Origin of the sequence: Streptomyces sp. NPDC018000 (assembly GCF_044328025.1) — a bacterium.
Lineage (GTDB): Bacteria > Actinomycetota > Actinomycetes > Streptomycetales > Streptomycetaceae > Streptomyces.
This window is the reverse complement of the sequence record NZ_JBIRGM010000012.1, coordinates 17,243-29,750: the sequence shown is the minus strand read 5'-3', so window position 1 is coordinate 29,750 and position 12,508 is coordinate 17,243. Positions and strand designations below refer to the sequence as shown.

The following is a 12,508-nucleotide window of genomic DNA, read 5'->3' as shown; positions in this document are numbered from 1 at the left end:
ACCCTACGTGGCGCGCGAGTGGATCAGCGGCTCCGCCGGAGCCGTACCGAACGGACGGTGGCCCATCCGAGTCCCGCCACGGCGATCAGTGCGAGGACTGCTTCGGGGAGCGCGCCCATCCGGGTCGCGGGCGTCAGTGAGGACCTCAGCGGCACCGTGTCCACGAGCGCGTCCGGGGTGAACAGTTCCGTCTGCTGGGCGATCGTCCCGTCCGGACGGATGATCGCGCTGACCCCGCTGGTGACGGGGACGACGACGGACCTGCTGTGCTCGACCGCCCGCACCCTGGACATGGCGAGCTGCTGATAGGTCATCTCGCTGCGTCCGAAGGTGGCGTTGTTGCTGGGTACGGCGATCAGTTGGCCGCCGTGCTCGACGGTGTCCCGTACGGCGTCGTCGAACGCGGCCTCGTAACAGGTCACGAGCCCCACGTCCGTACCCGCCAGATCGAAGACGCCAACCTCCTTTCCGGGGCCGAAGTCCCGCTGCACACGGTCCACGTCGGAGCTGAAGAGGCGTACGAAGGAGCGCATCGGGATGTACTCGCCGAACGGCTGGATGTGGCGCTTGTCGTATGTGCTGACAGGCCCCTTCTCCGGATCCCACTGGATGAGGGTGTTGCGCAGCTTGCCGGTGTCGGGCTGGAGCACCGCCCCGATCACGGTGGGTACGCCGATCGCCTTCACCGCTTCGTCGATCACGATCCGGGCGTCGGCGTTCCGGTAAGGGTCGAGGTCGGAGGAGTTCTCCGGCCACAGGACGAAGTCGGGCTGGGGAACCTTGCCCGACTTCACGTCCTGGGCGAGCTGTTCCGTGCGGCGCGCATGGTTGTCGAGAACGGCGCGGCGCTGAGCGTTGAAGTCGAGTCCGAGCTGCGGCACGTTGCCCTGGATCGCGGCGACGGTCGCCGTGCCGTCCTCGGCCGAGTCGTCCACGAGCGGCGTGGCGGCGAATGCGGCGGCGATGGGTACGACGACGGTCGCGGTGGCTGCGGCGACGGCGGCCCGGGGCACCTCACGCGTGCTGCGGTAGGTACGGAACTGACGTACTGCTTCATAGAGGCCGAAGCCGCACAGCACCACCGCGAAGGAGAGGAACGGTGTGCCGCCCACGGCCGCGAGCGGCAGGAACACGCTGTCCGCCTGTCCGAAGGCGATCTTCCCCCAGGGAAAGCCGCCGAACGGCACCCTGGCCCGGATCCCCTCGTCGAGGATCCAGACAGCGGCTGCCCACACCGGCCAGCAGGCGAGGCGGGAGACGGCGGCGATACCGATGCAGCCGACCGCGATGAACAGTGCCTCGGCCGCTGCGAGTGCCAGCCACGGCACCGGACCGACCTCTTCGCCCGTCCAGTGCAGCAGCGGCAGCATGAAGCCCAGTCCGGCGAGAAGGCCGAGGCCGAACGCGGCGCGCAGTCTGCGTTCGTGCAGCACCCAGCCGAGCAGGGCGAAACCGGGCAGAACCAGCCACCACAGGGGACGGGGCGGGAAGCTCAGATACAGCAGCACGCCCGAAATCACGGCGGCGGCTGGACGCACGAGCCGTGGCATCAACCGTCTTACCCGGGACGCGGTGACGGAGGCGGGCTGCTGCGGGTTGTCAACTGGGGTGATGGTGGCGCTCACCCGGCGGAGTCTACGGTGGTCGGCTGTGCGCCGGGCAGTCCCGATCGCGTGACGGAACCCTTCGCGCTGGATCGTTTCGCCACCTTCCCGGCGAGCGGACCGCACCACCCCGCTCCGAGAGCCTGCCGGGCCCGGATTCCGAAGCTCAGCGCATCGGACCGCGGGCGGTGTCGTGGATCACGCCCCGGCCGGTGCGCCGGTCGCCGACAGGTGCAGGCGCTCGCGGATGAACCGTACGCCCGCTTCCGCGTCGTCGACCGTGATGGTGAACGTCCTGCCGTCACCGAGGCGGAGCACCAGGCCCTCGCCCCTGCGGACCACCACGGCCGTACCCTGCTCGGGGCGCCAGCGGTAGCCCCAGCCGCCCCACTGGCGCGGGGTGACCCGGGGTACGAACTCCGCGCCCACCACATGGGTGAGCAGAATCCGGCGGCGCGGCAGGCCCATGTGGCCGCAGCGCACTTCGAGGGCGTCCCCGTCGACCCTGACGGCCACGTTCACAAAGGCGAGGGTGCCGAACAGCATGAGCAGACCGGCGGCGACACATCCGATCACGGACATCAGCAGCGCGGCGATCGAGGAGGCCCAGTCGGAGGTGACGGCCAAGTGGATGCCGAGCGCCAGACAGGCCGCGCCTGCGGCGGCGAGTACCCACTGGGCCCGGTTGGTTGCCCGGCCGATCCAGACGTCGGAGTGGGGGTCGGCTCCGGTGTCCCTCGGTTTTCGGGGGTGGTCCCTCATGTCAAGCAGCGTACTTAAGATTCCGCACACGGGGGATGGCCCCATGGCCGGGGCAGGTCAGCGGGCGGGGCTGACGGCCCCCAGCAGCTGCCCCTCGGCGTAGGCCAGAGCGGGTTCCGGCAGCTCGGCGGTGCGCCCGCCGAGGAGCACGGTGAGACCGGTGGCCGGTTCGGCCGACGGAGCGGGTGCGATCCCGATTCGGCGCAGTGCCTGGGCGGCGACGGCACCGGCGGAGCCGTGCAGTGTGACCGGAGGCAGACCGGGCTGCCGAACGGCGGCGCGGATGCGTTCGGCGACCAGTTCGTAATGGGTGCAGCCCAGGACCACGGCCCGCACATCGCGCGGAGTGAGTGCGGCGGCTTCGGCGATGGCCCGGTCGATCGCTGGTTCGTCCGCATGCTCCACGGCGTCGGCGAGACCTGGGCACGGGACCTCGGTGACGGCGACGGAGCCGGCGAATTCCCGGATGAGCCCGCGCTGGTACGGGCTGCCCGTGGTGGCGGGCGTGGCCCAGATCGCGACGGGGCCGCCACCGGCGACGGACGGCTTGATGGCGGGAACGGTGCCGATGACCGGCAGTGCGGGTTCCAGCGCGGCGCGGAGCGTCGGCAGGGCGTGCACGGAGGCCGTGTTGCAGGCGACGATCAGTGCGTCGGGACGGTGGACGGCGGCCGCGCGGGCCACGTCCAGCGCGCGGGCGGTCACGTCCTGGGGGGTACGCGGCCCCCAGGGCATGCTGCCGGGATCCGAGGAGAGCACCAGATCGGCGTCGGGCCTCAGGCGGCGTACCGCGGCGGCGGCCGCGAGCAGGCCGATTCCGGAGTCCATGAGCGCGATCTTCACCCGGTCACCTTAGTCGACCGCCCTTGCGGTTCCGTCACAGTGGGGCAGACTGCGGCAAATGAGTGCCGTTTCCTGGACCGCCGTGGGTTCGCTGGCCGCATGGGTGTGGCTGCTGCTGGGACAAGGGTTCTTCTGGCGGACCGATCAGCGGCTGCCGTGCCGGGAGGCCCCGGAACGCTGGCCGTCGGTGGCGATCGTCGTGCCCGCACGTGACGAGGCAGACATGCTTCCGGTGAGTCTGCCGTCGCTGATGGCGCAGGACTATCCGGGGATCGCGGAGATCTTCCTCGTCGACGACTGCAGCAAGGACGGCACCGGGGACGTCGCCCGTGCGCTTTCCGTACGGTACGGGGGCCTGCCGGTGACGGTGGTGTCTCCCGGTGAGCCGGAGCGGGGCTGGACGGGCAAGCTCTGGGCCGTGCGGCACGGGATCTCGCTGGCCCGGGCCCGGGAGCCGGAGTATCTGCTGCTGACGGACGCCGACATCGCGCATGAGCCGGACAGCCTGCGGGGGCTGGTCGCCGCTGCGGTGTCGGGCGGGTTCGACCTGGTCTCGCAGATGGCCCGGCTGCGGGTGTCGAGTGTCTGGGAACGGCTGGTCGTACCGGCCTTCGTGTACTTCTTCTCGCAGCTCTATCCCTTCCGGTGGGTGAACCGGGCGGGGTCGCGGACGGCTGCGGCGGCAGGTGGATGTGTGCTGCTGCGGACCGCGGCCGCGGACCGGGCGCGGGTGCCGGAGTCGATCCGGCAGGCGGTGATCGACGACGTGTCGCTGGCGCGGGCGGTGCAGCGCAGCGGCGGGCGGATCTGGCTGGGGCTCGCGGAGCGGGTGGACAGCATGCGGCCGTATCCCCGGCTGGCGGATCTGTGGCGGATGGTGTCGCGGAGCGCGTACGCCCAGTTGCGGCACAGTCCGCCGCTGCTCCTCGGGACGGTGCTGGGGCTCGCGCTGGTCTATCTCGCGCCGCCGGTCACGCTCGTCGCCGGGCTGCTGGGCGGTGCTCCGGTGGCGGCGTGGGCGGGCGGGGTGGCGTGGGCGGTGATGGCCGGGACGTACATGCCGATGCTGGGCTACTACCGGCAGTCGCTGTGGCTGGCGCCGCTGCTGCCGTTCATTGCTGTGCTGTACCTGCTGATGACCGTCGATTCGGCGGCTCAGTACCACCGGGGGCGGGGCACGGCCTGGAAGGGGCGTACGTACGCCCGTCCCGAGGCCACGCCGGACCGTTGAGCGGAGCCCGCCGTGGGCCGATGACCGCAGTTACGGCCGGACCTTCGGGGGGTCATTTACGGCCGGGTGTCCAGTTCATTCCCCACCCGTAGGCGTAGTCGATGGTGCGCTGCGGGCTGACTCCGCGCTCGGGTACGAGATAGCGGGCCTCGCGTTGCACCGTGAGGTCTCCCCCGTTGTTGGTGAGGAGCGCGAGCGCGCAGACGGTGGACGGCACGGTGCATTCGTCGAGCGAGAAGTCGATCGGGGCGCCGTGCTGCGGCCAGAGGGTGACGGTCGCATGAAGATCGGCGAAACTCCGGGCGCCTTCATAGATGGTGACGAAGATCAGGACGCGGCGGAGTTTGTCTTTCTGGTCGAGGTTGACGGTGAGGTTCTCGCCGGTGGAGACGGCGCCGGTGCGGTCGTCTCCGTCGAGATGGATATAAGGGGGCCGGCTGAGTGCGCCGAACGCGTTTCCGAGCGCCTGTACGACTCCCTTGCGGCCGTCGGTGAGTTCATAGAGGGCGCAGAGATCAAGATCGAGGTCCGCATGGTTGGCGACCGCTCTGCCGAGTTTGCTTCCCCAGCCCTTGAACTGTTTACGCACTTCCCAGTTGAGATTGACGCGGAGGGCTCCCGAAGTGCCGCCCTGTTTGGCGAGGGAGACCGATGGCGCGTCCTTGGTGAGTGTCACCTTGGACAGACGAACGGGCTGGGCGGCGGGAGGTGCGGGGGGTTCCGGCGGTGCGGGCGGAACCACCGGCGGAGGTGGCGGCGCATGGCCAACCCGCGTTCCCCCCTGAAGTTGTTGAGGCGATTGGGGTTGTTGATTCGGCTGGGGCCGCTGTGGTTCATCGACGGAAATACCGAAGTCCGTCGCAAGACCTTCGAGGCCGGTGCTGTAACCCTGGCCGACGGCCCGGAATTTCCAGGCGCCCTGGCGCCGGTAGAGCTCCCCGAGAATGAATGCGGTCTCGACCGTCGCATCCTCACTGTCGAAGCGCGCGATCTCCGAGCCGTCCGCCGCGTCCGTGATCCGTACGTACAGCCCCGTCACCTGCCCGAAGGTGCCGCCGTCCGCGGAGGCTGCCAGGACGACGCGCTCGATGGCCGGCTCGATGCGCGCCAAGTCGACCGCGAGGCTCTCCGTCACCCCGTCACCGGCGGCCCGCCTGCCCTCGTGGCGTACCGCGCCGGATGCGTGGGAGCGCTGGTTGTAGAAGACGAAGTCGGCGTCGTTGCGCACCTTTCCCGACACGAGAAGGAGCGCCGAGCCGTCCACGTCCGGTGCCCCGGGAGAGGTACGCCAACCCAATTCGGCCCGCACGGCGTGAGCCGCCACCGGAACATTGGCTCCTTTTAGCATGGTCATGCCCGCCCCCATCGCGAGTCCTGCTGCCCGAAGTCTTTTCTCCGCCAACCTAATCCCCTGCCCCTCGCGAGGCCCACAGCGCTGCAGCCACCGTCCGGTGATCCGCCGGTCACCTCCAGAAAACTCGGCTCTTACACGATCTCAACACATCTGGGTGCCCTTTTTTCCCAAGTTCGCTCGCATTGGGGATCGAAGTTCGCTCACAGCGCGTAAAACAACCCTCTTGCCTGACTCCCCAATCAGCACATCGTGGGCTTAACTTAGGTGTCATGACCTCCGCCCGCTCCACCTACGGCGGCGGCTACTACGCCGCACCGTCGTTCCCCGAGACTCCGATCTACGACTCCCTGGTCGCGGAGCGGGGCACCCCTCAGATCGCTCCGATCCGAGTGCCTGCCGCCTACGACACCGGCAACAGCTATCTGCCGGCTCTCCCGGCGGCGCTGCCGGCTCTTCCCGCGGCGCCTTCCCAGCCCAACCCGTCGTACGGCTACCAGCAGCCGGCCCAGCAGGGTTACACGCCGATGCAGCCCGCACCGCTGCAGCACGCCCCGGCGCCGTACATCCCGCAGCAGCCGGCCGCGACCCGCGGCGGGTACCAGGCGCCCTATCCGCAGCAGCAGCGCCCCGCGCCCGGCACCGGTTACGAGGCGATGCGTCCGGCGTCGCCTCGCCCCGCCCCGGCACCCTCGCCTCATGAGGACCCGTACAACCGCCCGTACCAGGGCCGGGGGTACTGAGCCCGGAATCTCGCACGATCGCACGGGGTCGTCGTCGAGCCCTGGGGGCTCGACGGCGACCCCGGTGTTCCCGCACCGGCAGCACAGTCCCCGGCCACGCGCGCCCCGGACGGACCGTCAGCCCGGCCCGGTGGCAGGGGAACCCGCCGAGGCTGTCCGCGCGTTGGCCAGGGTGAGGTTGCTCTCTCTTCACTGCTCAAGCGAGCGAAGCGTGCCGTCTCGGGTCAGGACGGATACGGAAGGGGGCCAGGACTGTGCGAGCGGTTACGGGAGTGTGGCGTTGGCGGCACAATCCCCTGTGCCGCGCCACTGACCGGCGCGAGGCATGGGTTGCTCTTGTCGCGCTGCTGCTCATGGTGCTGGCAGCGCCGGCAGTGGGCTGGGTGTGCGGTTCGCTCACGGATGACGCCCTGCAGAAATCGGTGCGGGCCCAGCAGACCCAGCGTCACGCCACGACCGCGGTCGTGGTGCGCCGCGCACCGGAAGCACCACATCTCATGGCCGATCCCGAAGTGTCCTCGGAGCGCACCACGCAGACCTCGGTGATGGCGCGCTGGAAGGCTCCGGACGGCACGAACCGCCGCGGTACGGTGACCACCTCCTGCCGTGAGACGGATCCCGGGGCCGAGGTGGAGATCTGGACGGACCTCGACGGCCGCCCCGCGCTGCGGCCCATGGACGCTTCGACGGCTCATGCGCACGCGGCGCTGGCCGGGCTCGGGGCGATGCTGCTCGCTGCCGGACTGGTCGAGGCCGGCCGACGCCTGATCGTCTGGCGCATGGTCCGAGGGCGCTGTACCCGGATCGACCGGGCCTGGGCGAATGCCGGTCCGGACTGGGGCAGGACCGGGGCCGGCAGCTGATCAGCTGCCGATCGGTCAACTCCCGGCCGCCGCGCGCGCTACGGTGGACCGGCCCGCCCGCTTCCTCGGTGGGCGGGCCCGGGATTCGTCGCTGCCGGCAGGCCGGTGACACGGGCATCACACACGCACGAGGTGGGGGCACAACAGCGCCATGGCACAGGGCACGGTCCAGGTGACGCACACCGGCACATCGCGGTGGCGGCGCCGCACAGGCGAATACGCCTCCCTCACCGCGGCCCTGGAGGCCGCGGCGGACGGTGATGTCCTCACCGTCGCGCCGGGCACCTACCGGGAGAATCTGGTCCTGCACCGCGCGGTGACGCTGCGCGGCCCCGAGGGCTCGGTCGGTTCCGTACGGATCGCTCCGGTCGACGGCGTACCACTGACCGTCCGTGCCTCCGCCGTCGTCTCGGACCTGCATGTGGAGGGTCAGGACTCGACGGCTCCGGCACTGCTCGTCGAGGACGGCGCACCGGAGCTCGCGGATGTGCGGATCGTCACGCGTTCGGCCGCCGGAATCGAGGTGCGCGGTGCGGCCCGTCCGACCATACGCCGTTGCACGATCGACAATCCGGCCGGGGTCGGCATCGCCGTACTCGACGGTGCGGGCGGGGTGTTCGAGCAGTGCGAGGTGGTCTCGGCCGGACAGTCCGGTGTCTCGGTACGTGACGGTGCGCATCCGCGGCTGGAGCGCTGCCGGATCCACCATGCGTCGGGCGCGGGGCTGAGCATCAAGGGCGAGGGCAGCGGCCTGGAGGCCGTCGGCTGCGAGGTGTACGAGATCAAGGGCAGCGGAATACAGGTGACCACCCGCGCGGCCGCCCACCTCACCGACTGTACGGTGCACCGCACTTCGGGGGACGGGGTCACGCTCGACACCGACGCCGTACTGACGCTTGCCGACTGCGACATCCACGACATCCCGGAGAACGCGGTGGATCTGCGTTCCCGTTCGGTTCTCACGCTGACCCGCTCCACGGTGCGCCGGTTCGGCCGCAACGGCCTGTCGGTCTGGGATCCCGGCACCCGTGTCGACGCCAACCAGTGTGAAATACATGACAGTACGGGCGATTACCCGGCGGTCTGGGTGAGTGACGGGGCGACCCTGATACTGGAGTCCTGCCGGGTCCACGACGTACCGGACGCCATCTTCGTGCTCGACCGGGGATCGCGTGCCGATGTGGTCGACAGTGATCTGTCCCAGGTTCGCAATACCGCGGTGTCGGTGAGTGACGGGGCGACCGCCCAGCTCGACGACTGCCGCATCCGTGAGGCGTCCACCGGCGCCTGGTTCCGCGACCATGGCAGCGGCGGCACGCTGAACAACTGCACCATCGACGCCGCGCAGACCGGAGTGATCGTCACCAAGGGCGCCGACCCGACGATCGAGCGCTGCACGGTCTCCTCCCCCGCCGAGGCCGGTTTCTACGTCTCCGCCGAGGGCCGCGGCACCTTCCACAGCTGCCGGGTCACCGGGAGCGAGGGCTATGGCTTCCATGTGATGGACGGCTGCCGTACAGCTCTGACCCGCTGCCGTACCGAGCGGTGCGCCCGCGGTGGATATGAGTTCGCCGAAGGCGGCGACGGTCAGGGAGCGGGGCCTGTCGTGGAGGACTGCACGAGCGACGAGAGTGCGCTGCGCTCCCCCGCGCCCCCTGCCCCGGCCATGCTGAGAGCGACCCAGTCGGCCCCCGGGCTGCTCGGCGCGGTCCCCGGGAAGCGTGCCGTGGCGCCCGCCCCGGCCGAGGTGCCCGCCGCCGAGCCGGTACGCGCGTCGGAGGCCGTTCTCGGGGAACTGGACGCGCTGGTGGGCCTGGACAGCGTCAAGCGGGAGGTGCGCGCCCTCACCGACATGATCGAGGTCGGTCGCCGGCGTCAGGAGGCCGGGCTCAAGGCCGCGTCGGTCCGGCGCCATCTCGTCTTCACCGGCTCCCCCGGCACCGGCAAGACCACCGTGGCCCGGCTGTACGGCGAGATCCTCGCCTCGCTCGGGGTGCTGGACCGCGGCCATCTGGTCGAGGTGTCCCGCGTCGATCTGGTCGGCGAACACATCGGCTCCACCGCCATCCGCACTCAGGAGGCCTTCGACCGGGCGCGCGGCGGGGTGCTGTTCGTCGACGAGGCCTACGCCCTGTCGCCCGAGGACTCCGGCCGGGACTTCGGCCGGGAGGCGATAGACACCCTTGTGAAGCTGATGGAGGACCACCGGGACGCGGTGGTCGTCATCGTCGCCGGGTACACCCATGAGATGGAGCGCTTCCTCACCGTCAACCCCGGTGTGGCGTCCCGTTTCTCACGGAACATCACCTTCAGCGACTACGAGCCGGCCGAGCTGCTGCGGATTGTCGAGCAGCAGGCCGACGAGCACGAGTACAGCCTGGCCGCCGGGGCCGGGGAAGCGCTGCTGAAGTACTTCACAGAGCTTCCCAAGGGCCCGGCGTTCGGCAATGGGCGGACGGCTCGGCAGACCTTCGAGTCGATGGTGGAGCGGCATGCGAGCCGGGTCGCCCAGCTCGCCGAGCCGAGCACGGACGACCTCACGCTGCTCTACCCGGAGGATCTGCCGGAGCTCCCCTGAGCCCGCGGGGCCTCCTGTCCCCCCTCCCCGTCGGCCTGGCGCGGAATGACCGGTGCCAGCCGCTCCAGCAGCGCGGCCCGCTCCCGGGCGAAGACCGGGTCGGCCTGGTAGTCCGAGTGCCCCAGAACAGGTTCGGGCAGCGGATGTTCGGGGGTGCGCCCGTAGACCAGCGGGTCCTTCAGCGGCCCCCTGTCCACCTCGGGCCCCGGTCCCTCGTCGAGCCCGATCCGGCCGCCGATCGGGTCGGTGGCCCGCCAGAGGTTGCGCCAGCAGTGCACGGACCGGTGCAGCCCATGCAGCGGTCCGGGGCCGAAGTAGGCCGGGAACCAGCGCGCGTACAGTCGCTCGATCGGTGAGCCGTAGGTGAGCAGGGCGACCCGGCTCCGGGTCTCGGCGGGCAGCTGCCATACCGCGGACGCCGCGAGAACGCTGCCCTGGGAGTGGCCGGAGATGACGAGCCTGCCACGGGTCTGTCCGGTCCAGCCGGACATCCGTGATGCCAGATCCGGGACGGCGCGCTCGGCGTAGCAGGGCGGCGCGAAGGGGTGGGCGGCGCGCGGCCAGAACGTACCGACATCCCAGAGGATGCCGATGGTGCGCCGGGCTGAGGCGTCCCGGTAGGCGCGCCGTCCCCAGGTGATGAAGAGTACGAAGCCGAGTCCGATCATCCAGGATCCGGTCGACTGGGCCGCTTCGGCCGCGGACTCGACGAAGGCGCCGTTCCCCTCCATCGCGAGCCCGGGCACCTCACCGCTCGCCCAGGCTCCGCCGACCGCCGCCGCGCCGAGCAGCAGCGTGGCACCGGCGACCGGGCCGAGGATCCAGGGCGCGGAGTCGGTGAGGGCTGCCGTGGCCCGGATCCGGGCGATCTGCCGGGTCCGGGCGGGGTCCGGCCGCTCCTCCTTGTACTCCCGTTCGATCTCGGGCTGCAGAGAGCGGGCGGCGAGCCAGGTGCGTACGAGCAGCAGGACAGCGGGGACCGCCAGCAGCATCAGGAGCACCGGGATGACCGAGGCCTGCCAGCTGAGCAGCACCGGCGGTCCCTCGATGGCGGCGTTCCTGCCCATGCCCGGGGTGCCGGAGCCATCGAGCCAGTCGGCGACGCGCTGGGCGACTCCGCCGGTCATGACACCGCCGAGAGCGCAAGCGAGCATGGCTACGGCAGGCCCACCGAGCCCGTACATGACGGTGCGGGGTTCGGGGGTCCGGCGGTACAGGCCCAGTGACACCATGGCGAGTACGACGACGAGCGCCGCCTGGCCGAGCGTGACGACGCTGAAGGTGACGTCGCCGGGCAGGGCGCCCGCCGAGACCCAGGCGGGGCGCGACCAGGCCGCGTACACCGCGGCGAGGACGAGCAGGGCCAGGGCGGCGCCGGGCAGATAGGTGATGAGGGCGTGGTCGAGCCGCTGGTCGAGACGCCGCTCACTGCGGCCGCGGCGGCAGACGACCCAGAGCACGACAAGCGCGCCCACGACGAGCGCCGCCTCGATCAGCCGGCCGAGGATCTCGGGCACGGGGCCGGTGACGGCGCGGTCGTGGCGGGCCGCGGCGCCTACGACCGACGCGGCGACGGTGAGGAATCCGGCGGCGGTGTGGGCGGCGCGCAGCCGGGCGACCAGTCGGCGGCCGTACCAGAATCCGGGCCGGCCGAGGTCCGGGCCGCCACCGGCCGCGGTGCCGGAGGGCTTCGGGTCGTGCGCGGTTTCCGGGTCGGCGTCGTCCGGTTGGGATCCGGTGAGCGGGCGCTGTGATTCGTACGCGCTCCATGTCCGGTTGGACAGGAACCAGAGCAGTCCCACCAGGGCGGTGGGCACCAGAGAGGCGAGGGCGAGCCTTCGGCCCGGCTGGGACCACCAGCCGCCCTGCGCTGTCGACAGGAAGCCGAGCCAGGACCGCCGGTTCGAACAGTCCGGCACGCCCGCGCACTGCCAGGCCGTCAGGTCGAGGGCGACCTCGCAGGCCGCCGCGGTCAGCAGAACGGTGAGGCTGAGCGCGACAAGCCTGACCAGGGCGCCGTACAGGCGCACCGCACGGGTACGGCGCCGGGCGGTCGGGCGCATCCAGTGGGCGAGGTTGACCACCATGAAGGGCAGCAGCAGCAACCACAGGGCGCGGGAGCCGTTGCCGGAGGTGAGGTTGGACCAGCAGTAGGCCTCGGCGATGGGCCGGTCGCGGTACCGCTCCGGGTGCTGTTCGGCGTCCATGTCCCCGGCGCGTCGGTAGATGGCGGCGGTCGCGTCGCCGGTGACCCGGACCGGATACGGATCGTCGAGCATCTCCTGCGGGGTGGCTCCGCCCACGCCATGAACCAGCAGTTCCAGCGCGGGCTCCGGACTCTGCGGGGCCTGGGGGGCAGGTGGCACTGGAGTGACTCGCTCTCTCGGTCAGTGGGGGCGGTGCTGATGCACGGTCACAAGGATCACGGATGAGGGGCCCTGGTTCGCACCGCTCTCAGGGAATCTCCCCAGTACGGGGGTCGACGACACCGCGTGGCAGGATGGCCCCCGTCCCCGGAGACTGTCGCACGGCC

General features: G+C 70.9%; 9 protein-coding genes. 4 read left to right on the top strand and 5 right to left on the bottom strand.

What is annotated here, in order from left to right; genetic code table 11:
• Positions 1-23: 23 nt before the first annotated feature.
• The 3 genes from lnt to ACH4EW_RS22770 all read right to left on the bottom strand — a co-directional run bounded on the left by lnt (position 24) and on the right by ACH4EW_RS22770 (position 3,209).
• Positions 24-1,625, bottom strand: coding sequence for an apolipoprotein N-acyltransferase (lnt, locus tag ACH4EW_RS22780; protein WP_398259624.1), 1,602 nt, complete (start codon positions 1,623-1,625; stop codon positions 24-26).
• Positions 1,626-1,802: 177 nt separating this feature from the next.
• A complete protein-coding gene (locus tag ACH4EW_RS22775) occupies positions 1,803-2,366 on the bottom strand; it encodes a hypothetical protein (protein WP_398259622.1) in 564 nt (187 codons plus the stop codon).
• A gap of 57 nt (positions 2,367-2,423) precedes the next feature.
• On the bottom strand, positions 2,424-3,209 hold the full coding sequence (locus ACH4EW_RS22770) for a glutamate racemase (RefSeq protein WP_398259620.1): 786 nt from the start codon (positions 3,207-3,209) through the stop codon (positions 2,424-2,426).
• Positions 3,210-3,267: 58 nt separating this feature from the next.
• Here ACH4EW_RS22770 and ACH4EW_RS22765 point away from each other — a divergent pair, with 58 nt between their 5' ends.
• Complete coding sequence (locus tag ACH4EW_RS22765; protein ID WP_398259618.1) at positions 3,268-4,440, top strand: glycosyltransferase; 1,173 nt, start codon at positions 3,268-3,270, stop codon at positions 4,438-4,440.
• 52 nt (positions 4,441-4,492) lie between these two features.
• On the opposite strand, the gene ACH4EW_RS22760 is transcribed toward ACH4EW_RS22765, so the two are convergent.
• A complete protein-coding gene (locus ACH4EW_RS22760) occupies positions 4,493-5,806 on the bottom strand; it encodes a TerD family protein (protein ID WP_398259616.1) in 1,314 nt (437 codons plus the stop codon).
• A 257-nt stretch (positions 5,807-6,063) separates the two neighbouring features.
• Between ACH4EW_RS22760 and ACH4EW_RS22755 the strand changes: the two genes are divergently transcribed.
• The 3 genes from ACH4EW_RS22755 to ACH4EW_RS22745 all read left to right on the top strand — a co-directional run bounded on the left by ACH4EW_RS22755 (position 6,064) and on the right by ACH4EW_RS22745 (position 9,975).
• Entirely contained in the window at positions 6,064-6,534 is a 471-nt protein-coding gene (locus ACH4EW_RS22755) for a DUF6643 family protein (protein WP_398259614.1), read from the top strand.
• Positions 6,535-6,887: 353 nt separating this feature from the next.
• On the top strand, positions 6,888-7,397 hold the full coding sequence (locus ACH4EW_RS22750) for a hypothetical protein (protein WP_398259612.1): 510 nt from the start codon (positions 6,888-6,890) through the stop codon (positions 7,395-7,397).
• Positions 7,398-7,548: 151 nt separating this feature from the next.
• Complete coding sequence (locus ACH4EW_RS22745) at positions 7,549-9,975, top strand: right-handed parallel beta-helix repeat-containing protein (RefSeq protein WP_398259610.1); 2,427 nt, start codon at positions 7,549-7,551, stop codon at positions 9,973-9,975.
• Here the strand turns inward: ACH4EW_RS22745 and ACH4EW_RS22740 are convergent.
• Positions 9,945-12,341, bottom strand: a complete 2,397-nt coding sequence (locus ACH4EW_RS22740; protein WP_398259608.1) for a hypothetical protein — start codon at positions 12,339-12,341, stop codon at positions 9,945-9,947. The two genes, ACH4EW_RS22745 and ACH4EW_RS22740, sit on opposite strands and share 31 nt — an antisense overlap.
• Positions 12,342-12,508 lie beyond the last annotated feature (167 nt).